Origin of the sequence: Micromonospora sp. DT63 (assembly GCF_049841615.1) — a bacterium.
GTDB lineage: Bacteria > Actinomycetota > Actinomycetes > Mycobacteriales > Micromonosporaceae > Micromonospora.
In genome coordinates, this window is record NZ_JBNCKQ010000008.1 from 205,414 (window position 1) to 228,193 (window position 22,780).

Here is a 22,780-nt window from a genome sequence, read left to right on the forward strand (position 1 = left end):
TCGAAAGAGGGAGGATGGCAGGGTGCCCGAAGGTGACACCGTCTGGAACACCGCCCGCGTGCTGCACCGCGCGCTGGCCGGCGCGCGGCTCACCGGGTCCGACTTCCGGGTGCCGCAGCTGGCCACCACCGACCTCACCGGGTGGACCGTCCGCGAGTCGGCCAGCCGGGGCAAGCACCTGCTGCTCCGCCTCACCGCCCCGGACGACGCGCGGTGGACGCTGCACTCCCATCTGCGGATGGACGGCGCCTGGCGGGCGTACGCGCCGGGGGAACGGTGGAGCGGCCGACCCGCGCACCTGATCCGGGTGGTGCTGCGCACCCCCGGCGCGGTGGCGGTCGGCTACCACCTGCACGAGCTGGCCCTGGTGCCGACCGGCGAGGAGGACGGCCTGGTGGGTCACCTCGGGCCGGATCTGCTCGGCCCGGACTGGGACCCGACCGAGGCGGTCCGGCGGCTCGCCGGGCACCCGGAGCAGACCATCGGCGAGGCCCTGCTCGACCAGCGCAACCTGGCCGGGGTGGGCAACCTCTACAAGTGCGAGGTGCTGTTCCTGCGGGGCGTGTCGCCGTGGACGCCCGTCGGCGCGGTGCCCGACCTGCCCGCCACTGTGGCGCTCGCGCAGCGGCTGCTGGCCGCCAACCGGGGCCGCTGGACGCAGAGCACCACCGGTTCGCTGCACCGGGGGCAGACCAGCTACGTGTACGGCCGCCGCGCCCAGCCGTGCCGCCGCTGCGGCACCGCCATCCGCAAGGAGGAGCTGGGCGAACGGGTCACCTACTGGTGCCCGGTGTGCCAGCCGGAGCAGTCGGACACCTGAACTGGCCCTCGCCGGCCGGGGCCAGCCCAGATACGGACGATTGGGTAATTCCTATCCGGCCTCCGACGTCGCATGCTGCGGTTGAGTGCTCACCGCCCGTCAGCAGAGTGCCGAGGGCCGCCACGCCGGGGTGGCGATCCTCGTGCCCCAACCTCGGGGAGAGTCATGGCGATCTTCCGCAGACTCCGCTCCACCTTCTTCTACCGGCCCACCCCCGACAGCCTCGGCCGGACGGTGTCCGTGCCGGCCGCGCGTACCACCGAGGAGGCCGCACCCGCCGCGAGCCTGGACCCGACCGCCGTGCCGCGCTGCTTCGGGCCGGTGCCGAACGTCGCGTACAGTCCCCGCCCGACGCGCGGCCCCGACGGCCGGCCGGCGCCGGGCACCGGGCTGCGCAAGTTCGTCGACGCGCTGCCGATCCCCGGCCGGGCGGGCGGCACCGACCTCGGCGGGCGGTTGCCGGTGGCGGTGCCCGACACGATCAGCTACCCGGGCTGCGACTACTACGAGATCGGGCTCCAGGAGTACACGCAGCGCCTGCACCGGGACCTGCCGGCCACCCGGCTGCGCGGCTACCGCCAGCTCAACCTGGGCACCGACGCGTCCGGCCACAACACCGTGGCGCCCCCGGAGCGACCCTGGCACCTCGGCCCGATGATCCACGCCCGGCGGGGCCGGCCGGTCCGGGTGAAGTTCATCAACCAGCTCCCCACCGGCCGGGCCGGCGAGCTGTTCCTACCTGTCGACGAGACGGTCGAGGGGGCCGGCATCGGCCCGCTGGACGGCCCCGCGCCGTACCCGCAGAACCGGGCGGTCCTGCACCTGGCCGGGGCGCAGACCGGCTGGACCAGCGCGGGCAACCCCGGGCACTGGATCACCCCGGCCGGTGAGATCACCCCGTACCCGACCGGGACGGGCCTGACGCCGGTGCCGGACATGCCACCGCCCGGCGTCGGGGCCACCACGCTCTACTTCCCCAACGAGCAGAGCGGCCGGCTGCTCTGGTTCCACGACAACACAGTCGGCCTGGCGCGGCTCACCGTCTACGGTGGGCAGCTCGCGCCCTACCTGCTCACCGACCCGGTCGAGGACCAGCTCGTCGCCGACGGGGTGCTGCCGGCCGACCAGCTGCCCCTGGTGATCGAGGACAAGACGTTCGTACCGGACGACACCCAACTCGCCGCCGAGGACCCGACCTGGGACCGGGAACGGTGGGGCGCCCGGGGCAGCCTCTGGCACCCCCACGTCTACCAGCCCCGGCAGAACCCGTACCGGTCGGGCGGGCGCAACCCCACCGGCCGGTGGGACTACGGCCCCTGGTCGCGCAGTCCCGCCCCGGACGGCAGCCGGGCCGACGGCGAGCCCACCGTCGACGGCTGGCCGCTGGCGGAACGCATCACCGGCGGGCCACCACCGACCGGGCCGGGGCCGGTGCCGAACCCGCACCACGACCCCGTCGGGGCGCCCACCGAGCCCCCGCTGCGCCCCGGGGTGCCACACCCGTCCGCGGTGCCCGCGGCGTACGGCGACACCCCGCTGGTCAACGGCGTCGCCTACCCGTACCTGGAGGTGCGTCCCCGCGCGTACCGGTTCCGCATCCTCAACGCCTGCCTGGACCGCAGCCTCCACCTACAGCTCTACCGGGCCTGCTCGGACGCGCCGATGTGGACCGACGACGGCGTCCTGGCCGACGCGGACGCCGGCGAGGTGCCGATGGTGCCCGCCGTACGGGCACCGGACCGGCCGGCGGCCTGGCCGAGCGACGGGCGGGACGGCGGTGTGCCGGACCCACGGGCCGCCGGCCCGGAGTTCGTCCAGATCGGCAACGAGGCCGGGCTGCTGCCCGCCCCGGTGGTGCTGCCGAACCGGCCGATCGGTTACCGCTACGACCGGCTCGACCCAACGGTGCTGAACGTGGACGGGCACACGCTGCTGCTCGCCCCGGGTGAGCGCGCCGACGTGCTCGTCGACTTCTCCACGGTGGCGCCGGGCAGCACGCTGATCCTCTACAACGACGCCCCGGCCCCGCTGCCCGGCTTCGACCCGCGCAACGACCAGCACACCGACGCACCGGACCGGACGGCCGAGGGCGGCCCACCGCCCACCGAGCCCGGGTACGGGCCGAACACCCGTACCCTGCTCCAGTTCCGGGTGCGCGGCGTGCCCGAACCGGCGTACGACCTGGCCCGGCTGTGCGAGCGGCTGCCCGGGGCGTACGCGGCCAGCCAGCGCCCGCCGATCGTGCCGCAGCCGGCGTACGACCCGGCCTTCGGCAGCCGGACGGCGGCCGAGACGACGGTGTCGGCGCACGCCGACACGGTGACGTTCACGCCGTTGGGCGGCGGCGGCCCGGTGACCCTGCCGATCGAGATCAAGGCCGCCCAGCAGGTGTTCGAACCCGGTCACGGGCGGCTGGCCGGGCGACTCGGCGTCGCCCACCCGCACGCCGGGCCGCTCGCACCGGCGACCCTGCCGCTCGGCCCGACGGACCCGGTCACCGAGGTGCTGTACGCCGCCGACCCGGCCATCCCGGTCGGCGCCCCGGCCGACGGCACCCAGCTGTGGCGGATCAGCGGCAACGTCCGGCAGACCGAGCCGCTGCACTTCGGCGGCTGCGACGTGCAGGTCGTCAACCGGGTCGGCTGGGACGGCACGCAGCGCCAGCCGCACCCGGCGGAGCTGGGCTGGAAGCAGATCGTCCGGGTCAACCCGCGCGAGGACGTGGTGGTGGCGCTCCGTCCCGTCGCTCCGGCCCTGCCGTTCAAGTTGGGCGACAGCGTCCGGTTGCTCGACCCCGGGCGTCCACCCGGCGCGCGGGCCGGGTCGACGCCGATCAGCCCGACCGACGGGCGAGCCGCCGTGGTCGTCAACCAGATGGTCAACCTCGGATGGGAGTACCGCTGGCACAGCCAGCTCGCCGGCCACCGCGACCTGGGCATGAGTCGTCCCCTGGTGCTGCGGGTGACGCCGAGGGCGCCCACCGGGCTGACCGCCACGCCGGTGCCCGGCTCGGCCACCGCGTTGCCGGCGATCGCCCTGGCGTGGACCGGCAACGGCGGACGCCCACCCGCGACCAGCCACCTGCTGCAACGGGCCACCGACGCGACCTTCGGCGGCGACGTCACCACGATCACCGTCGCGGCCGCCGCCACCCGCTACACCGACGCGACGGTCACCCCCGGCCAGACCTACCACTACCGGATCCGTGCCGAGAACGACGTCAGCTACTCGTCCTGGTCCAACAGCGTGCCCGCCTCGGTGCATCTCGCCGCGCCGGGCGGGCTGATCGCGGCGATCCCGCCCGCCGCGCCGCTGCGGGTGGCCCTGCGCTGGACGAACCGCTCCTTCGCCACCGGCATCGACGTGCAGCGGGCCACCAATCCGACCTTCACCAGCGGCCCGGGCACCACTGCCATCGGGGTCGGTGACAACCACCTGGACACCACTGCCGCCCCGGACACCACGTACTACTACCGGGTCCGCACCACGTACCTGGGCGCCGCCTCGGCCTGGTCGACGGTGGCCGCGGCGAGCACCCCGCCCGCGCCGGGCATCCCGAGCGGGGTGACCGCCGCCGCGACCGCGCCGGGGCCGGACACCGCCACTGTGGTGCTGGGGTGGACGGCGCACACGCCCGCCGGTCCGGGGTCCGGGTTCATCGTGCAGCGGGCGCTGGACCCGGCGTTCGGCCAGGAGGTGGCGACCTTCACGGTGACCGGTCGCGGCTTCACCAACACCGGGTTGGCCCGGGGCGTGACCTACCACTACCGGATCCGGTCGTTCAACGTCGTGGGCAGTTCGCCGTACACCGGGCCGATCCCGGTCACTACCCCACCGTGACGGGCGGGGCGGGTGGCTCAGCTGGTGGGTGCCCGCAGCCCGGAGCTGCCGGCGCGCAGCTCGGCCAGGGCCGAGGCGACCCCGTGCAGCAGGTCGGTCGCCTCGGTCAGCCGGTCGGCGGCCGGGTGGGTGGGCTCCGGTCGGGCGTCCTCGGCCAGGTAACCGGCGGCGGCCACCACCAGCCGCTCGTAGGCCGCCACGCCGCTCTCCAGCTGGGCGGTCAGCGTGCGGTGCGCCTCGGCCAGCGGCGCCCGGGCGTCGGTCGGCGCGAGCCGCAGGGCCCGTTCCACGCTGGCCACCCGCGTGGCGAGGTCACGCAACGACCGGTCGGCGGCGGCCGCCTCCAGCACGGCCGGTTCGGCCAGCCCGGTGAGCCGGGGCGCCATCCCGGCCAGGGTGAGCGACGCCCGGTCCAGTCGGGCCCACTGCTGCCCGGCGGTGGTGCCGCGCAGCGCGACCCGACTGCGAACGCGGCGTACCTCGGCGAGCACGCCCGAGCCGACCGGCAGGCGCTCGACGGCGGCCACCAGCCGGGCGCGGGACCGGGCGGCGGCCTCGGCCGGATCCAGGGCCGGGGGCGCCGGGCGGGCGGCCAGCGCCCGCAGATCGATCCAGCGCCAGGCGGCCAACGCCACCGCGCTGCCCGCGGCGCCGGCCCAGGCCGCGTCCGGCAGACCGAGGCCGGCGTACGGAGTCAGCACCGCCGCGGCGCCGCCGAGCCCACCGGCCAGCACGCTCCACCGCCGGGCGGACCGGCGCAGCCGACCCAGCTGACGGAAATACCGCGTGCGCTCGTCTGCCACCGAAGCCTCCTCGGACCGTTCAGCCGGCGGCGGTCGGGTCGCCGGTGCCCCGTTCGCGGGCCATGCTGGCGCGCAGCTCGTCCAGCCGGGCGGCGGCGGTCGGGTCGCTGCCCGGACCGGCCTTCTCACCCTGCGGCACCGCCGGGCGCTGCGCCGTGCCGCCGAGCTGCTCCCCCGCCATGCTGGACCGGATCTGCTCCAGCCGGGCCGAGCCCGCCGAGTCGATGGTCGCCTTCTGGATCTCCAGCATCCGGCCCTCGACGGAGTTGCCGGCCAGCTCCGCGCGGCCCATCGCGTTGGCGTACCGCCGCTCGATGCGGTCACGCACCTCGTCCAGCGACGGGGTGGTGCCGGGGGCGGTCATCGACGACATCGACTCCAGTGAGCGGGCCACCGTCTCCTGCATCTTGGCCTGCTCCAGCTGGCTGAGCAGCTTGGTGCGCTCGGCGAGCTTCTGCTGGAGGATCATCGAGTTGTTCTCGACGGCGCGGCGGGCCTGCGCGGCGGCGCCGAGCGCCTGGTCGTGCAGGGTCTTCAGGTCCTCCGTGGCCTGCTCGGCCGAGACCAGCTGGGTGGCCAGGGCCTGGGCGGACTGCTCGAACCGCACCGCCTCGGCCTCGTCGCCCTTGGCGCGGGCCTGGTCGGAGAGCACCAGGGCCTGCCGGGCGTTGCCCTGCAGCCGCTCGACCTCGGACATCTGCCGGGACAGCTTCATCTCCAGCTGACGCTGGTTGCCGATGACCGCCGCGGCCTGCTGGACCAGCGCCTGGTGCTGCCGCTGGGCATCCTCGATGGCCTGCTGGATCTGCACCTTGGGATCGGCGTGCTCGTCGATCTTGGCACCGAAGAGCGCCATCAGGTAGTTCCAGCCCTTGACGAACGGGTTCGCCATCTCCGCGGTATCCCCTCAGTAGCGTCGCTCCACCGCGATCGGGCCGGGTTCAGCCGACCGACCGCGGACCGGCCGGTCTCCATCGTCCCAGCCGAACGCCAGCGGGGCATCCGTACCGGGTGCTCGACGGGAACCGTCGGCTCCTGCGGGCAACCCTACGCGGCCGGGGCCACGTCGCCCATGGTCAACGGTTCGACGGGCTCAGGCGGCGCAGACCACGTCCCGGTCGCGCTCGGTGGGGCGGACCCGGGTGCTGCGCAGGGTGGCCCGCAGCGGCGAATCCTGCCGGACCGACACGGCGACCTTGCCGTCGGAGGTGACCTGCCGGACGCCCCGGTTGGCGCCCTTGCGCACGGCGGCCGTCGCGCCGACGGGCGCGGCCTCGGCCGGCTCGTCCTGCATGCCGACGAGCACCCCGGCGGGCATCTGCTCGGCGAGGGCCACGGTGTCGCTCACCTCGCGCAACAATTCGGACAGGCGGGCACCGAGGGCGTCGCAGATCGCGGCGAGCAGCTCGCTGGACGGCTCCTTGTGCCCCCGCTCGATCTCCGAGAGGTAGCCGAGGCTGACGTTGGCGGCGGTGGACACCTCACGCAGTGTGCGCTGCTGTCCCTGCCGGCGCGTCCGCAGTGCGTCACCGATCACCCGGCGTAGCAGGACCATCGCACCTCCCCCTGAGGGATACCTCTCGCCCGGCGTCGGGCGGCCGGCCGCGGCGGACCGCGCCGGCTCCGAGCGTCGGAGCCTTCCCGCAACCGTACCCGCTGTGGGGCCCGGCGACATCCCGCCCCGCCCGTCGGTTCGCCCGGGGCGGCTCATCGGCGCCCCACGCCGGCCGTCCCGGAACCGTCGCGGGCGGCCTCCTCGGCCGTCGCCACGCCGTCGCGGGCGGCCTCGTCGGCGGCGTGGATCCGCTCGGCGAGCAGCCGCAGCGCCTCGATCACGGCGGCCGAGCGTACGTGGTCCCGCCCGCCGTCCAGGTCGAGCTGGCGGACCTCTCCCCCGGTCGGGCCGGCGACCGCGACGTAGACCAGGCCCACGGGCTTGCCGTCCTGCGGCTCCGGGCCGGCGACCCCGGTGGTGGCGAGCCCCCAGTCGGCGCCGCAGCGCCGCCGGCCGCCCTCGGCGAGCGCAGCCGCCACGTCCGGGTCGACCGGGCCGCGCTCGGCCAGCAGATCGGCCGGTACGCCGGCCAGGGTGGACTTCAGGTCGGTGGCGTAGACGACCAACCCGCCCCGGTAGATCCCACTGACCCCGGCGATCTCCACGATCGACGCGGCCAGCAGCCCGCCGGTGAGCGATTCGACGGTGGCCAGGGTCTCGTGGCGCTGCGACAGACTGTGCACGACACCCGCCGCCGCGCTACCCGTGGCGTTCTCTTCCCGCTCTTCCCGCTGCATGAGCTCGTCCTTCCCCACCCGCCGACCCCCAACCCTCCGGGCCACACCCGTCGATCATGAAGTTATCGCCCCGCCACGCCGGCCCCGACGGCAACAACTTCATGATCACCGCGGGCGGGGTGGGGGGTCAGGGTTGGTGGGGGCGGCGGAGGCGCAGGGCCTGGGTGATGTAGTCGAAGCCCGTCGCCACCGTGACCAGGACGGCGGCACCCATGATCCAGGGGCCGACGGCGACGAGGGCGGCCGGCATCGGCCAGAGGTACCAGGCGATGGCCAGGATCTGGAGCGCAGTCTTGATCTTGCCGCCGCGGCTGGCCGCGATCACCCCGTGCCGGATAACCCAGAACCGCAGGCCGGTGATGCCCAGCTCGCGGACGAGGATCAGCGCCGTCACCCACCAGGGCAACCTGTCGTACCAGGAGAGCAGCACCAGGGCCGCGCCGGTGAGCGCCTTGTCGGCGATCGGGTCGGCCACCTTGCCGACCGAGGTGACCAGACCGAACCGGCGGGCGATCCAACCGTCCACCAGGTCGGTCGCCGAGGCCACCGCGAAGATCAGGCAGGCCGCCATCCGCCAACCCGCGTGGGTCATCCCCGACACGATCACGGACGCGGCGAAGACCGGCACCAGCACCAGCCGCAGCGCGGTCAGGGCGTTTGCCGCGTTGAGCACGGGCACCCGCGCGACCACCCGGGCCGGCGTCGACTCCGTCGCCCCGGTCACCGTCTCGCTCCGCTCGGGTCGCCATGGCGTTTCCGGCACCGCACCACCTGGCTCCCCCGCTCCGTCCGGGCCCGCCGTCACCGTGCCGCGCCGGGCGCCGCCGAGATCATCTCATCCGGCACCGCGAGCAGATCCACCCCTTCGGTGCCGGTCACCGTGGCCCGCACCAGGTCACCCGGGCGCAACGCGGCCAGGTCGACCCCTCCGTCAGCCGGTGCGACAAGGGTGGTGGAACCGTCCACCTCCGGCGCCTGGTGCGCCGCCCGGCCCTCCACCACACCGTCGACGATCGCGTCGACGAGCACCTCGACTGTCGAGCCGAGCCGGTCTTCGGCCCGCTGCGAGCAGAGCTCGTCAGCGAGCGCGCTGAGCCGGTCGTAGCGCCGCTTGATGGTCGCGGCGGAGACCTTGCCGGGCAGGCCGGCCGCCTCGGTGCCGTCCTCGTCGCTGTAGTCGAACATGCCGATCGCGTCGAGCCGGGCCTCGGTCAGGAACCGGGTCAGCTCGTCGATGTCGGCGCGGGTCTCGCCGGGGAAGCCCACGATGAAGTTGCTCCGCGCGCCCGCCTCCGGTGCCAGCGCCCGGGCGCTGGCCAGCAGCTCCAGGAAACGGTCGGTGGAGCCGAAACGGCGCATCCGGCGCAGCACCGGTTCGCTGGAGTGCTGGAACGACAGGTCGAAGTACGGGGCCACCCCGGGAGTGCCGGCGATCGCCTCGACCAGACCGGGCCGGGTCTCGGCCGGCTGGAGGTAGCTCACCCGCACCCGGACGATGCCGGACACCGCGGCGAGCTGCGGCAGCAGCTTCTCCAACGCGCGGGGGTCACCGAGGTCCTTGCCGTACGAGGTGGAGTTCTCGCTGACCAGCACCAGCTCGCGTACGCCGGTCTTGGCCAGCCACTCCGCCTCGGCGAGCAGCTCGTCCGGCGTACGCGAGACGAAGGCCCCACGGAACGCGGGGATGGCGCAGAACGCGCAGCGCCGGTCGCAGCCGCTGGCGAGCTTCAGCGAGGCCACCGGGCCGGTGTCCAGTCGGCGGCGCAGCACCTGGCGCAGGTGCGCCGGGGTGTGCTCGTCGGTGTCGACGGTGGCGCGGGCCACGGTGCCGTGCCCGGGCAGGGACACGGTGGCGCTCTGGCGCTGCACCGGGGTCAGCGGCAGCAGCTCGCGGCGGTCCCGGGGAGTGTGCGCGGTGATCTGCTCCCCGGCGACGACTGCGTTCAGCCGGGCGGCGATGTCCGGGTAGTCGTCGAAGCTCAGCACCGCCTGCGCCTCGGGCAGGCTGTCGGCCAGCTCCCGGCCGTAGCGCTCGGCCATGCAGCCGGCGGCCACCACCTTGGCGCCGGTGCCGGCGGCGGCGAGCAGGGTCTGGATGGAGTCCTGCTTGGCCTTCTCCACGAAGCCGCAGGTGTTGACGACCACCACGTCGGCGCCCTCGCCGTCGGTGGTCACCTGCCAGCCGTCGGCGTGCAGCCGGGCGGCCAGCTCCTCCGAGTCGACCTCGTTGCGGGCGCAGCCCAGGGTGAGCAGGGCGACGCGGCGGCCCTCGGCGTTGTCGGAAGGAGAAGGAGAGGTGGCAGACACCATCCGAGGGTACCGGGCCGGTCGCGCAGGCCCGCGCACGCGGGCCGGGGTGGTCGGCCGGCACACACCCCGCGCGTCGTCGCCGGGCAGCGACCGGTCAGCGGGTCGCCGCGCCCACGCGGGTCAGCGCGTCGAGCAGGAAGACCTCCGTGCCGGCCAGGCCGGTGGAGCAGAAGACGGAGATCTGGTCCGCCGTGCTCCGGCCGGGAACCGCGCCGGCCAGGACGCCGCCCAGGTCACGCAACCGTCCGGCGTACGGGGGCAGGGCCGCGAGCATCGGCGGCTGGTAGTCCGCCGCCTGGGCCGGCGAGTCCGTGACCAGCAGGTCGGCGACGTCCAGCAGGTCGGTGCCGAATTCGCTGCGGTCCTGCTGCTTGAAACCGACCGCGTTGACGTGCGTGCCCGGGCTCACATCGCCGGACCGCAGCACCGGGGTGCGGCTGGTGGTGGCGAGCACCACGATGTCCCGCCCGGTGACGGCCGCCCCCGGGTCGGCGGCCGCGCGGGCCGGCACGCCCAGCTCGGCGCGCACCCGGGCGGCGAAGGCGTCCCGTCGCGCCGTCGAGCGGCTGTGCACCACCACCTCGCGCAGCGGTCGGACGGCGGCCGCGGCCCACACCTGGGTCCACGCCTGCCGCCCGGAGCCGATCACGCCGAGGGTCACCGCGTCCGGCCGGGCCAGCGCGTCGACCGCCACGCCACCCAGCCCACCGGTACGCCGGGAGCCCAGCTCCTCGCCGACGGCGACCGCCCGCACCGCTCCGGTACGGGCGTCGTGCAGCACCACCAGCTGCTCGCCCTGCGGGTGGCCGAACGTGTCGTACGAGCGGTAGCCGTACCACTCGCCGACGAGGTGCCCGGCGGTGAGCACCATCCGTCCCCCGCCGAGCGGGGCGGCGGCCCGGGGCGGGGCGACCAGCCGCCCCTCGTACGCGGCCACCAGGGCGACGCGCATGGCGTCGACGGTGGTGGTGGCGTCCAGGACGGCGGCGATCTCGGGATCGGCATAGAGCAGGGCCATCTCGCCATACTGCAAGTTGAAGTGAGGTAGAGGTCAACGTGTGGTGGCGGGAGTCACCACCGGGGCCGTCGGGCCGGTGCTAGCGTCGGCCACGGTGGCCCGGATGCCGGTGACCACTCCGGACGAGCGGTGGGCGTACCCGGTCAGGCCAAGACGCCCCACGTGACGACCCGACCCGTCCGGTGCGGCAGCCCGGGCGCTCCTTCGTGAGGTGGACGATGGCCTGGCTGGTGTTGGTGATCTCTGGACTGTTGGAGACGGTCTGGGCGATCGCCCTGGACCGCAGCGCCGGCTTCAGCCGGCTGCTCCCGTCGGCGGTGTTCGTACTGGCCCTGGTGCTGAGCATGGGCGGGCTCGCGTACGCGCTGCGCGACATACCGGTCGGCACCGGCTACGCGGTCTGGGTCGGCATCGGCGCGTTGGGGACGGCGCTGGTCGGGATGCTGGCGCTCGGCGAGTCGGCCAGCCTGCCCCGGATCCTCTGCCTGCTGCTGGTGATCGCCGGCGTGGTCGGGCTGAAGATCTTCCACTGAAGATGTACGCGTGACCAATGTCCACGGTGGGTAGTTGATCGGTCTGGCACGACAGGCTCTCACACCGGAGGAAGACATGGCCGACGTCCCCACCACCGCCCGCCCGCGTAACAACGCCGCCCGCATCCTCACCATCGTGGGCTTCGTCTTCGCCGTGCTCGCCCTGTTGCTCAACCCGATCATCTTCGGCGTGCTCGGCGTGATCGCCGGCGTCGTCGGCGCGGTGCTCGGCGACAAGCCGCTCGGCTGGTACGCCGCCGTGGCCAGCGTCGTCGCCGCGATCATCAGCCTGGTGATCATCGGCGCGCTGATCAACAACTGACCGCACTCCGACACGGGCCCGCCGGCTACCGGCGGGCCCGTCGCGTATCCCGGATCGACCGAGGGTCAGTCCACGTCCCCGCGCAGGCCGGCCAGGACGTCCTCCAGCTCGTCCGGCTTGACCAGCACGTCGCGGGCCTTCGACCCCTCCGACGGGCCGACCACCCCGCGGGTCTCCATGAGGTCCATGAGACGGCCCGCCTTGGCGAAACCGACCCGCAGCTTGCGCTGGAGCATCGAGGTGGAGCCGAACTGCGAGGTGACCACCAGCTCCACCGCCTGCACCAGCAGGTCGAGGTCGTCGCCGATGTCCTCGTCGATCTTCTTCTGGCTGTCCTTGGCGGGGGCCAGCACGTCCGGGCGGAACTCCGGCTCGCGCTGGTCCTTGCAGAACTTCACCACGTCGGCGATCTCGCGCTCGGTGACCCAGGCGCCCTGGATTCGGACCGGCTTCGAGGCCCCCATCGGCAGGAAGAGACCGTCACCGCGGCCGAGCAGCTTCTCCGCGCCGGGCTGGTCCAGGATGACCCGCGAGTCCGCGAGGGACGACGTGGCGAACGCCAACCGGGACGGCACGTTCGCCTTGATCAGACCGGTCACCACGTCGACCGAGGGGCGCTGGGTGGCCAGCACCAGGTGGATGCCGGCGGCCCGGGCCAACTGGGTGATCCGGACGACCGAGTCCTCCACGTCGCGCGGCGCGACCATCATCAGGTCCGCCAGCTCGTCCACGATCACCAACAGATACGGATACGGACGCATCTCGCGTTCGCTGCCCGGCGGGGCCTTGATCTCGCCGTTGCGGACCTTGCGGTTGAAGTCGTCGATGTGCCGGACCCCGTTGGCCGCGAGGTCGTCGTAGCGCATGTCCATCTCGCGGACCACCCAGTCCAGCGAGTCGGCCGCCTTCTTGGCATTGGTCACGATCGGGGTGACCAGGTGCGGGATGCCCTCGTAGCCGGTCATCTCGACGCGCTTCGGGTCGATCAGCAGCAGCCGCACCTCGTCCGGGGTGGCCCGGGTGAGGATGGACACCAGCAGCGTGTTGAGGCAGCTCGACTTGCCCGCGCCGGTGGCCCCGGCGATGAGGATGTGCGGCATCTTGGCGAGGTTGGCCACCACGTAGCCGCCCTCGATGTCCTTGCCGAGCGCCACCACCATCGGGTGGTGGTCGCTTGTCGCCGCCCGGGAGCGCAGCACGTCACCGAGCGCCACGTTCTCCGGGTCGGTGTTCGGGATCTCCACGCCGACCGCGCTCTTGCCCGGGATCGGGCTGAGGATCCGTACGTCCGGCGACTTCACCGCGTACGCGATGTTGCGGGAGAGCTGGGTGATCCGCTCGACCTTGACCCCGTGCCCCAGCTCCACCTCGTAGCGGGTGACGGTCGGGCCCCGGGTGAACCCGGTGACCGCGGCGTCCACGTCGAACTGGTCGAAGACGCCGGTGAGCGCGGCGATCACCTCGTCGTTGGCCTTGCTGCGGGTCTTCGCGGCGGCGCCGGCGCTGAGCATGTTCGCCGGGGGCAGGGTGTAGTCGCCGGCCAGGCCGGTCAACGCGAGCTGCTCGGCGCGGGTGGGCGCGGGCGAGTGCTCCGGCGGCTCAGCCGGCTTGCGGCTGGCCGGCACCTTCGCCGGGGCCTTGCGCGGCAGGACCATGGTCTCCTGGAGGTCGGCGCCCTCCAGGTCCTCGAAGTCGTCCGGGTCCAGTGGTGGGGGCATCCGCTTCGCCGGTCGCTTGCGCGCCGGGCGGAGAACCGTCTCGTCGACCTCCTCGGCGACGTCGGGGTCCGCTGTCGCGACCAGGCTTCCGGCGAGCAGGCCCAGCCGCTCGGGAATCTTGTTGATCGGCGTCGCGGTGACCACGAGCAGGCCGAAGAGCAACAGCAGGACCAGCAAGGGTACGGCCACCCACGCGGTGACCGCCCGCTCCAGCAACCCGCCCACGCCGGCGCCGACCAGGCCACCGGCGTAGTCGCGCTGCACGGTGTCCGTCGGGTCCTGACCGATCTGGAGCAGCGCGGCGGTCGAGACCAGCAGCGAGCCCCACCCGATCAACCCGCGACCCCGGTGCTCCGGATCGGCGGGCTGGCGCATCAGCCGCCACGCACCGATCATCAGCAGCACCGGCACCACCACGGAGATCGCGCCCAGGAACAGCCGGATCGTGTCGGCCAGCCGCGCGCCCACCGGGCCCGCCCCGGAGAACCAGAGCGCGACGGCGCTGAGCAGGGCCAGCCCGAACAGCAGCAGCCCGCCGCCGTCGCGACGGTGCTCGGGGTCGAGGTCGCGGGCGGAGGCGGCCTGCCGGCCGGCGGCCCGCACGGCCCAACCCATTCCGTGCGCCAGCCCCATCCACAGTGCACCGATCGCGCGGCCAACGTAGACCGCCGGGCCGGGACGGGCGGGTGTGGTGCGTCGCCGTACCGGTGCCCGGGTCTTCTTCGCCGGTTGACGGGCACGGCTGTTGGTGCCACCGCGCGGCGACGCGCCGCGTCGCCGGCTCGCCTGAGAGGTACGGCCCGCCATAGAGTCACGGTAACGGTGGGGCCGGGCAGATCGCCGCTTTTCCGGGTCGTGTCCGCGCGTCGCAGCACGGACCCCACCGCCGGTCGTGATATCCGCCTCAGAAGGGATGCCCGATGGCGTCGCCGGGACTCGAGGACGATCCGCTGGCCGGGCACCCCGGTAGGTTGCGCCCGTTGACCGACGAGCTGCTCGCCGCGGTGCTCGCCGCGCGTGGCCGGTCGGTCGGCCGCGCCGTGAACGGTGACCTCGTGGGTCGCTTCGACGACAACCTGATCTGGTTCCTGCGTCTCGGCGGGGACGGCGAGCTGCTCCAGGTCCGCACGATGGTCACGCCCGCCTTCGGCATCGAACGGGTCCCGGACCTGTACATCTTCTGCAACTCGTGGAACCACGACCGGCTCTGGCCGAAGGCCTTCGTGCACGTCGACGACGGGGGCAGGGCGCGGATCTACGGTGAGGTGATCACCGACCTGGAACGTGGGGTCACCCCGCACCAGCTCGACCAGTTGCTCGACTGTGGCATCTCGGCCGGCTGCCAACTCGCCGTGGCCGTCGGCCGGCTGCCCGGCGCGGTGCCGGCGTGACCGTACACCGCGATCCGGCGCTGGTGAACGCGCTCACCGACGCACGGGACCTCCCCGACGGGCCGGACCGGCTGCTCGCCCTCGAACGGCTCGCCGAGCGGGCCGACGCGGCCGGGGACCTCCGGTCCGCACTGGACGCCCGGTTCGCGCTGATCGAGGCGTACCTGCTGCACGGCGAACGGTGGCGGCTGGTCGAGCCGGTGCGCCGGTGCCGGGCCGCCGCCGACTACCGGCCCGAGCTGCTCACCGACGATGAGGGCCGACTGCTGCTGCGCCTGCAGCGGTACGCCGTGGAGGCGCTGCTCGGCACCCCCCGGGTGGGGCTGGACCAGACCCGGTCCCTCCTGGACGACCTGGCCCACCGGGTCGGTACGGACGGACCCGACGCGCCGACCGTCGCGGAGCTGCGCTGTCGGATCGCCGACCACCTCGGCGACGAGCCCACCGCCCGCCACTGGTACCAGCGGTGGGCGGGCACGGCCAGCGGGCCGTCCGGTGGATGCCCCGGCTGCGCCCCGGCCCGCCGCGCGGACCTGCTCGCCGGCTGGGGAGAGTGGCGGGCCGCGCTGGCCGAGCTGCGGGAGCCGGCTGGCGACGCGGTGGACTGCACCGACCAGCCCGAGCGGGCGCTGGTGGCCAGGCTGCTGCCCGAGCTGCGCACCGGTGAGCCGGAACGGGCCGCAGCGGCGCACGTGCGGTCGTACCGGCGGCACCGACACGAGCGTGCCGCATTCCCGTACCTCGCCGCGCACCTGCGGTTCTGTGCCCTGGGCGGGCACCTGGAACGCGGCCTGACCATCCTGGCCGAACAGCTACCCCGGTTGGACCGGCCCACCGACGACCTCGCGGCGATGGAGTTCGCCGCCGCGGGCGCGCTCGTCTGCGCCCTGGCCGTCGAGGCCGGGCTCGGCGTGCGCACTGTGCCCCGCCCGGCGTACGGGGGGCGGCCGGCCACCGACCTGGACGTCGCCACCCTCGGCGCGCTGCTGCTCGCGGTCGCCAACGAGCTGGCGGGCAGTTTCGACGCCCGCAACGGCACCGGCCACCACTCCGGCCGGATGGCCGGCTGGCTGGCCGAGCGTCCCGTGGCGGCCGCGGTGCCCCTGCCCCCCGACGACGAGCCCGGCGACGGACCCGACCCCGACATCGAGCCCGACGACGACGAACGCGAGTTGGCGACGCTGACCATCGACATGATCACCGCGGTGTTGGACCGACGCGGGGACCGGTACGTCGTTGACGAGGGCGCCACTGTGGTCGGCTCGTGGGGCGCCGTGATGATCCAGTTCCGTCGGGCCGGCGAGCGCGGCGAGGTGCTGCACGCCCGCGCCATGGCCGCCCGCCGGCTGCCCGCGACCCGCCGCGCCGAGGTGTACGCCTTCTGCAACGCCTGGAACCACGACCGGCTGCTGCCCAAGGCGTACGCGCACGACCTCGGTGAGGAGCTGGTGCTGGCCGGCGACGTGGCCACGAACCTGGCTCACGGGGTGGCCCCGGCGCAGCTCACGGTGCTGGTGGACGCCGCCATCGCCACCGGAGTCGCCTACGCCGAGGCGGTCGCCGCGCTCCCCTGATGCCGCGGACAGGGCAGTTGGTTGCAGGGCGGGGCGCGACTGCGCGACATCCGACAGCACGCAACCGGAGGCGCCGGGTCGATGTGGTACGGCCATCACCGACCACGCACCGCCACGGCGACCCCGTCCGCGCCGAGCACGTCCATCCCCGACGCCGCGCAACTGCCCCGCACCGGGTCGTCCGGCAGCACGTACGCCCTCATCGGCGTGGCGCTGCTGGCCCTCGGCGCCGGGCTGCTGGTGCTGCGCCGCCGGATGTCGCGGGCCTGAGCCAGAGCGCGCCCGCGACACGATCCGGGCCGGTCACCGACATCCACGGGGGATGTCGGCGACCGGCCCGGTCACGCGTGTCAGACCTCGACGACGGTGGGCACGATCATCGGGCGACGACGGTACTTGTCGTTGACCCACCGCCCCACGGTCCGCCGGACGATCTGCTGGAGCTGGTGCGGGTCGGTGATGCCGTCCGCCGCGGCCCGGTTGAGCGCCTCGGTGACCAGCGGGACCACCGGGTTGAACGCCTCCGGGTCCTCGGAGAAGCCCTTCGCGGACAGCGTCGGGCCGGCGACCACCTTGCCGGTGACCGAGTCGACGACCACTGTGGTGGCGATGAAGCCACCGTCGCCGAGGATCCGCCGTTCGGTGAGCAGCGACTCGCTGACGTCGCCGACGGCGAGGCCGTCGACGTAGACGTACCGGCTCTTCACGTGCCCGACCAGGCTGGCGCGGCCCTCGACGAGGTCGACGACGTCGCCGTCCTCGCAGATCACCACCCGGTCGGCTGCGACACCGGACTCGATGCCGAGCCGGGCGTGGGCGCGCAGGTGCCGCCACTCGCCGTGCACCGGCATCAGGTTGCTCGGACGGACCACGTTGAGCAGGTAGAGCAGTTCGCCGGCCGGGGCGTGCCCGGAGACGTGCACCTTCGCCACGTCCTTGTGCACGACGACCGCGCCGGCCCGGGCGAGCCGGTTGATGACCCGGTAGACCGAGGTCTCGTTGCCCGGCACCAGCGACGACGCCAGCACGACCGTGTCGCCGGGGGCGATGGTGATGTGCCGGTGGTCGCCGCTGGCCATCCGGCCCAGCGCGCTCATCGGCTCACCCTGCGAACCGGTGGACATCAGCACGATCTGCTCGGGAGGCAGCGTGGTCGCCTCCTCGATCCCGATGACCAGGCCGGCCGGGATGTTGAGCAGGCCGAGGTCCCGGGCGATGCCCATGTTGCGGACCATGGACCGGCCGATCAACGCGACCTTGCGGCCGTGCTCGGCGGCGGAGTCGAAGACCTGCTGCACCCGGTGCACGTGCGAGGCGAACGAGGCGACGATGATCCGACCCTTGGCCTTCGCGAAGATCGAGTCGAGCACCGGCCCGATCTCCCGCTCCGGGGTGACGAAGCCGGGGATCTCCGCGTTGGTGGAGTCGGACAGCAGCAGGTCGACGCCCTCGGCTCCGAGCCGCGCGAAGCCGGCCAGGTCGGTGATCCGGCCGTCCAGGGGGAGCTGGTCCATCTTGAAGTCGCCGGTGTGCAGCACCAGGCCGGCCGGGGTGCGGATGGCCACGGCGAGCGCGTCGGGGATGGAGTGGTTGACCGCGAAGAACTCGCACTCGAACGGGCCGAGCCGCTCCCGGCCGCCCTCGCGCACGGTCAGCGTGTACGGCTGGATGCGCCGCTCGGCCAGCTTCGCCTCGACCAGGGCGAGGGTGAACTGCGAGCCGACCAGCGGGATGTCGGGCTTGTGGGCGAGCAGGTACGGCACCGCGCCGATGTGGTCCTCGTGGCCGTGGGTCAGCACGATCGCCTGGACGTCGGCCAGCCGGTCCAGGATCGGGCCGAAGTCGGGCAGGATCAGGTCCACGCCCGGCTGCTCGACGTCGGGGAAGAGCACCCCGCAGTCGACGATCAGCAGTTTGCCGTCGTACTCGAAGACGGTCATGTTCCGACCGATGGCGCCGAGCCCGCCGAGCGGGATGATCCGCAGGCCACCTTCCGGCAGCGGCGGGGGCAGTTCCGCCTCGATGTGCGCCTCGGTCACGCGTCCACCTCATTCTGCGACGCCGTCACTCGGCGCCCATCGTGTCGTTCGATCATTCGGGCAGCTCCAGGCCCGCTGCCGCGAAGTCCGCGCGCAGCTGGGCGATCTCGTCGTCGGTGGCGTCCACGAGCGGGGGTCGCACCGGGCCGGCCGGCAGGCCCAGCGACGCCAGGCCCGCCTTCACCAGGATGGTGCCCTGCGTGCGGAAGATGCCGGTGAACAGCGGCAGCAGCCGCCGGTGCAGGGCAAGCGCGGCCGGCATGTCCCCCGCGTCGTACGCCTCGATCATCTCTGCGGTCAGCGCCCCGGTGAAGTGCGTCGAGGTGCCGACCACGCCCACGCAACCGACGGCCAGCGCCGGCAGGGTGAGCGCGTCCTCGCCGCTGTAGAAGGCGAGGCCGGTCCGGCTGGTCACCCAGCTGGTGGCGGTCAGGTCGCCCTTGGCGTCCTTGACCGCGACGATCCGCGCGTGGTCGGCGAGCCGGACCAGTGTCTCGGTGTCGATCGGCACGCCGGAGCGGTGTGGGATGTCGTACAGCATCACCGGCAGTCCGCTGGCGTCGGCCACGGCGGTGAAGTGCCGCAGCAGGCCGCTCTGCGGCGGCTTGTTGTAGTACGGGGTGACCACGAGCAGACCGTGCGCGCCGGCCTTCTCGGCGGCCGCCGCCAGCTCGATGGTGTGCCGCGTGTCGTTGGTGCCCACCCCGGCGACGACCCTGGCCCGGTCACCGACGGCCTCCACCACGGCCCGGATCAGGCGTTCCTTCTCCGCGTCGGTGGTGGTCGGCGACTCACCGGTGGTGCCGTTGACCACCAGCGCGTCGTTGCCCTGCTCGTCGACCAGGTGGCTCGCCAGTCGGGCGGCGCCGTCGAGGTCGAGCGAGCCGTCGGGGGTGAACGGGCTCACCATGGCCGTGAGCACCCGGCCGAAGGGGCGGGACGCCGTTCGGGCCGCGGCGTCGGGGTGGTCGTGCGTCATACCCTCCAACCTAGCGGACGACCAGCCGGAGCCCGCCGGGGAAGGGCTCAGGACGCCTCGTGCGGGCTGGCCGCCACCTCGGTGCCGTCCGGGAGCGTCGAGATCACGAAGTCGGCGAAGACGTTCGGCGCGACTCCCTGGAGCTGACGCAGGCACTCCACGGCCAGCTCACGGATCTCCACGTCGGCGTGCTCGGTGGCCCGCATGGCGACGAAGTGCCGCCACGCCCGGTAGTTGCCGCTGACCACGATCCGGGTCTCGGTGGCGTTGGGCAGCACCGCGCGGGCCGCCTGCCGCGCCTGCTTGCGGCGCAGCGTCGGGTTCGGCTCGTCGGAGAACCGCTGCTCAAGACCCTCCAGCAGCTCGGTGTAGGCCCGCACGCTCGCCTCGGCGGCCTCGGTGAACTTCTTGTGCAGCTCCGGGTCGTCGGCGATGACCGCCGGCTCGACCATTGCCGCGTCGCGCTCCGGGACGTACCGCTGCGAGAGCTGGGAGTACGAGAAGTGCCGGTGCCGGATCAACTCGTGGGTGAAGGAGCGCGACACCCCGGTGAAGTAGAAGGTCACCGAGCCGTGCTCCAGCACGCTCAGGTGGCCGACCTCGAGGATGTGCGCGAGATAGCCGGCGTTGGTCGCGGTCGCCGGGTTCGGCTTCTTCCACGACTGGTAGCAGGCCCGCCCGGCGAACTCGGCGAGCGCCTGGCCGCCCTCGGCGTCGGTCGACCACGGCACGTCGTCCGGGGCCGCGAACTGGGTCCACGCGATCAACTTGACCTGGGGCTGCACCATCTCCGGCATTCCTGGGACTGTAGTGGCCGGCGGTCCCCTGCCCAACTCGGGCTCGCGGTGCAGAAAGCGCCCAGCTACCGCAAAATCACCGGCTTGCGCGCACCAGCGGGGCCCCAGGTGTCCAAGATCTCGACCGGCACGCCGACGCCCTGCCGGGTCCCTGCCACGTCCTCGGTTCCCTGTCGAGCTGCCCCATATCTGGGGCAGGCGGGGCACGACACCGGGCCCACCACGCCTTGCCCCACGCCCGGGGGCAGACGGCACCACGCCGGGCCCCACCACGCCGCGTCCCACTCTGGGCAGGCGGCACGACGCCGGGCCCCACCACGCCGCGTCCCACTCTGGGCAGGCGGCACGACGCCGGGCCCATCACCGCCAAGCCCCACGTCGGGGGCGGCACGACGCCGGACCCACCACCACGCCCACGTCCGGTGCAGACGGCACCACGCCGGGCCCCACCACCACCATGCCCCACATGTGGGGCAGCTCGACAGGACGTGCAGGAAGGACCCCGCGCAGCCCGACCGAGCAAGGCCCCGCCACATCACGCAGGGCGGAGCTGGTGGGCCCTCAGACGTAGAGCGACGTGAACGGCGCCCAGGGCAAATTGCGCAGCACCGAGAAGGCAAGCCACGCGCCAAGGAAACCGACGATCACCTTCGAGCTGATCCGCAGCTCGGGCAGCCGCCAACCGAACGCCTGGTTTCCGGCCCAGGCGACGAAGAGGTACGCCAGGAAGGGCACCGCGAAGACGAACAGGAAGTGGTGCCGGGCGGCGGCCGGCAGGTCGCCGTGCAGCACGTACCAGAGCGCGCGGGTGCCGCCGCAGCCCGGACAGTCGAGCCCCGTGGTCAGCTTGAGCAGGCAGGTCGGCGCGGCGTCCGGGTCGGCGTGGGCCGGGTTGCTCAGCAGCGCGTAGCCCATGCCGAGGCCGACGCACCCGACAGCTGCCAGCGGCCCCGCCCAGCGCGGTGACCGCGCGTGCAGGCGCAGCACGAGCCGGGTGAGCCGGTCGGGTTCGGCCGTCGGGTAGCCGTAGTCACCCGACGGGCTCGCCGGCCAACCCGCACCGGGGGTGGGCTGCGGCTGGTCGACCGGTCCGGGAGCGCTCGTCACGCGCTCACGGTACACCTGACACGCCTGCCAACGCGGCGGTGAGCGGACCGGCCAGGTCGCCGGCCGCGGGGGGCGCCACGGCGTCCAGACCGAGCCAGCCGGCGAGCCGGTACAGCTCGGCGGCGAGGGCGACGGCGGTCTCCCCCGGGTCGGCGCCGGGCTCGATCCAGGCGGCCGGCACCAGCAGCACTCCGGCCTTGCGGTCGGCCTTCAGGTCGACCCGGGCGGTGAACCTGTCGCCCTGCAGGAACGGCAGGACGTAGTAGCCGTACACCCGCTGCGGCGCCGGGACGTAGATCTCGATCCGGTAGCTGAAGTCGAACAGCCGCTCGGTGCGGGCACGTTCCCAGATCAGCGGGTCGAACGGGCTGACCAGGGTGTTGCCGCGAACCCACCGGGGCAGCCGGGCGGACGCGTGCAGCCAGGCCGGCTGCCGCCAGCCCGCCACGGTGACCGGCACCAGCTCGCCTGCCTCGGCCAGCTCCGCGACGGCCTGCCGGGCGCCGGCCAGTGGCAGCCGGAAGTAGTCGCGCAGCTCCGGTTCGGCGGCCACTCCGAGCGACCGCGCCGCCAGGGCCACCAGAGCGCGGTACGCCTCGGCGTCGGTCGGGGTGGGCGCGGCCAGCACGGCCGGCGGAAGCACCCGCTCGGGCAGGTCGTAGCGGCGGGCGAAGGAGGTGCTGCGCTCGGCGGCGGTCACCTCGCCGGCCCAGAACAGGAACTCCAGAGCCCGCTTCACCGCCGACCAGTTCCACCCCCAGTTGCCGGTCTCCCGGGGAGCGTCGTGCTCGATCTCGGCGGCCGTCAACGGGCCCCGTGCGGCCACCTCGTCCCGGACCCAGGCGACCAGCTCCGGCTGCTCCTGCGCGATGCGCCGCATGCCGCCCCAGGATTCGCTGTGCGCGCGGGCCATCCGCCAGCGCAGCAGCGGGTGCAGCCCCACCGGCACGAGGGACGCCTCGTGGCCCCAGTACTCGAACAGCTCGCGGGGGCGCCGGTAGGCGGCCTGGTCGAGCAGCGTGGTGGGGTACGGCCCGAGCCGGCTGTAGAGCGGCAGGTAGTGCGCCCGTTGCAGCACGTTCACCGAGTCCATCTGGATCAACCCGACCCGGTCGAGGACCCGGCGCAGATGTCGACGTGTGGGCACCCCGACCGGCGGCGGGTCGGCGAAGCCCTGGGCGGCGAGTGCCACCCGGCGGGCCTGGGCGAGTGAGAGTGCTTCCGGTGCGGCCATCGT

Annotated in this window: 20 protein-coding genes and 1 riboswitch; of the genes, 7 read left to right on the forward strand and 13 right to left on the reverse strand. The window is 73.8% G+C overall.

Annotated elements, in window-relative coordinates; translation table 11 throughout:
• Window positions 1-22: 22 nt before the first annotated feature.
• A complete protein-coding gene (locus ACLQ27_RS26840) occupies window positions 23-820 on the forward strand; it encodes a DNA-formamidopyrimidine glycosylase family protein (RefSeq protein ID WP_357576095.1) in 798 nt (265 codons plus the stop codon).
• A gap of 72 nt (window positions 821-892) precedes the next feature.
• Complete coding sequence (locus ACLQ27_RS26845; protein WP_425869261.1) at window positions 893-4,660, forward strand: hypothetical protein; 3,768 nt, start codon at window positions 893-895, stop codon at window positions 4,658-4,660.
• 17 nt (window positions 4,661-4,677) lie between these two features.
• Here the strand turns inward: ACLQ27_RS26845 and pspM are convergent, their stop codons facing one another.
• The 7 genes from pspM to ACLQ27_RS26880 form a co-directional block, all read right to left on the reverse strand.
• A complete protein-coding gene (pspM, locus tag ACLQ27_RS26850; protein WP_425869263.1) occupies window positions 4,678-5,463 on the reverse strand; it encodes a phage shock envelope stress response protein PspM in 786 nt (261 codons plus the stop codon).
• 19 nt (window positions 5,464-5,482) lie between these two features.
• The gene (locus ACLQ27_RS26855) at window positions 5,483-6,355 is read right to left on the reverse strand and encodes a PspA/IM30 family protein (RefSeq protein WP_357497894.1); all 873 of its coding nucleotides are present in this window, start codon (window positions 6,353-6,355) and stop codon (window positions 5,483-5,485) included.
• Between the two features lie 201 nt (window positions 6,356-6,556).
• Window positions 6,557-7,018 carry a helix-turn-helix domain-containing protein gene (locus ACLQ27_RS26860; protein ID WP_234588300.1) on the reverse strand — a complete coding sequence of 154 codons (462 nt, stop codon included), beginning with the start codon at window positions 7,016-7,018 and terminating at the stop codon, window positions 6,557-6,559.
• A 152-nt stretch (window positions 7,019-7,170) separates the two neighbouring features.
• The gene (locus ACLQ27_RS26865; protein ID WP_357497897.1) at window positions 7,171-7,755 is read right to left on the reverse strand and encodes a CinA family protein; all 585 of its coding nucleotides are present in this window, start codon (window positions 7,753-7,755) and stop codon (window positions 7,171-7,173) included.
• A 127-nt stretch (window positions 7,756-7,882) separates the two neighbouring features.
• Window positions 7,883-8,479 (reverse strand): CDP-diacylglycerol--glycerol-3-phosphate 3-phosphatidyltransferase, encoded by a 597-nt coding sequence (gene pgsA, locus ACLQ27_RS26870; RefSeq protein ID WP_234588299.1) that lies wholly within the window; start codon window positions 8,477-8,479, stop codon window positions 7,883-7,885.
• Between the two features lie 77 nt (window positions 8,480-8,556).
• Entirely contained in the window at window positions 8,557-10,065 is a 1,509-nt protein-coding gene (gene rimO, locus ACLQ27_RS26875) for a 30S ribosomal protein S12 methylthiotransferase RimO (RefSeq protein WP_234588298.1), read from the reverse strand.
• 94 nt (window positions 10,066-10,159) lie between these two features.
• Window positions 10,160-11,083, reverse strand: coding sequence for an ornithine cyclodeaminase family protein (locus ACLQ27_RS26880; RefSeq protein ID WP_425869266.1), 924 nt, complete (start codon window positions 11,081-11,083; stop codon window positions 10,160-10,162).
• 103 nt (window positions 11,084-11,186) lie between these two features.
• Window positions 11,187-11,246, forward strand: a riboswitch (guanidine-III (ykkC-III) riboswitch).
• A gap of 55 nt (window positions 11,247-11,301) precedes the next feature.
• Here ACLQ27_RS26880 and ACLQ27_RS26885 point away from each other — a divergent pair.
• Together ACLQ27_RS26885 and ACLQ27_RS26890 are read left to right on the forward strand one after the other, a co-directional pair.
• A complete protein-coding gene (locus ACLQ27_RS26885) occupies window positions 11,302-11,616 on the forward strand; it encodes a DMT family transporter (RefSeq protein WP_425869268.1) in 315 nt (104 codons plus the stop codon).
• Window positions 11,617-11,692: 76 nt separating this feature from the next.
• Complete coding sequence (locus tag ACLQ27_RS26890) at window positions 11,693-11,938, forward strand: hypothetical protein (RefSeq protein WP_234588295.1); 246 nt, start codon at window positions 11,693-11,695, stop codon at window positions 11,936-11,938.
• Window positions 11,939-12,003: 65 nt separating this feature from the next.
• Here the strand turns inward: ACLQ27_RS26890 and ACLQ27_RS26895 are convergent, their stop codons facing one another.
• Window positions 12,004-14,463, reverse strand: coding sequence for a DNA translocase FtsK (locus ACLQ27_RS26895; RefSeq protein WP_234588293.1), 2,460 nt, complete (start codon window positions 14,461-14,463; stop codon window positions 12,004-12,006).
• A gap of 113 nt (window positions 14,464-14,576) precedes the next feature.
• Between ACLQ27_RS26895 and ACLQ27_RS26900 the strand changes: the two genes are divergently transcribed.
• The 3 genes from ACLQ27_RS26900 to ACLQ27_RS26910 all read left to right on the forward strand — a co-directional run bounded on the left by ACLQ27_RS26900 (window position 14,577) and on the right by ACLQ27_RS26910 (window position 16,891).
• Entirely contained in the window at window positions 14,577-15,047 is a 471-nt protein-coding gene (locus ACLQ27_RS26900; RefSeq protein ID WP_357497905.1) for a YbjN domain-containing protein, read from the forward strand.
• On the forward strand, window positions 15,044-16,621 hold the full coding sequence (locus tag ACLQ27_RS26905) for a YbjN domain-containing protein (RefSeq protein ID WP_357497907.1): 1,578 nt from the start codon (window positions 15,044-15,046) through the stop codon (window positions 16,619-16,621). The genes ACLQ27_RS26900 and ACLQ27_RS26905 overlap by 4 nt, the downstream gene beginning before the upstream one ends.
• 81 nt (window positions 16,622-16,702) lie before the next feature.
• Window positions 16,703-16,891: an LPXTG cell wall anchor domain-containing protein gene (locus ACLQ27_RS26910; protein WP_425869271.1), complete on the forward strand. Its 189-nt coding sequence runs from the start codon at window positions 16,703-16,705 to the stop codon at window positions 16,889-16,891.
• Window positions 16,892-16,971: 80 nt separating this feature from the next.
• Here ACLQ27_RS26910 and ACLQ27_RS26915 read toward each other — a convergent pair whose 3' ends face one another.
• From ACLQ27_RS26915 to ACLQ27_RS26935, 5 genes are all read right to left on the reverse strand, one after another.
• Window positions 16,972-18,660, reverse strand: coding sequence for a ribonuclease J (locus ACLQ27_RS26915; RefSeq protein WP_124854118.1), 1,689 nt, complete (start codon window positions 18,658-18,660; stop codon window positions 16,972-16,974).
• A 52-nt stretch (window positions 18,661-18,712) separates the two neighbouring features.
• Window positions 18,713-19,639, reverse strand: coding sequence for a 4-hydroxy-tetrahydrodipicolinate synthase (gene dapA / locus ACLQ27_RS26920; RefSeq protein WP_357497912.1), 927 nt, complete (start codon window positions 19,637-19,639; stop codon window positions 18,713-18,715).
• A 47-nt stretch (window positions 19,640-19,686) separates the two neighbouring features.
• On the reverse strand, window positions 19,687-20,427 hold the full coding sequence (thyX, locus tag ACLQ27_RS26925) for an FAD-dependent thymidylate synthase (RefSeq protein WP_234588306.1): 741 nt from the start codon (window positions 20,425-20,427) through the stop codon (window positions 19,687-19,689).
• Window positions 20,428-20,997: 570 nt separating this feature from the next.
• A complete protein-coding gene (locus ACLQ27_RS26930) occupies window positions 20,998-21,558 on the reverse strand; it encodes a DUF2752 domain-containing protein (protein WP_425869272.1) in 561 nt (186 codons plus the stop codon).
• A complete protein-coding gene (locus ACLQ27_RS26935) occupies window positions 21,548-22,777 on the reverse strand; it encodes a winged helix-turn-helix domain-containing protein (protein ID WP_425869274.1) in 1,230 nt (409 codons plus the stop codon). Before ACLQ27_RS26935 ends, ACLQ27_RS26930 begins: the two co-directional genes overlap by 11 nt.
• Window positions 22,778-22,780: the final 3 nt, after the last annotated feature.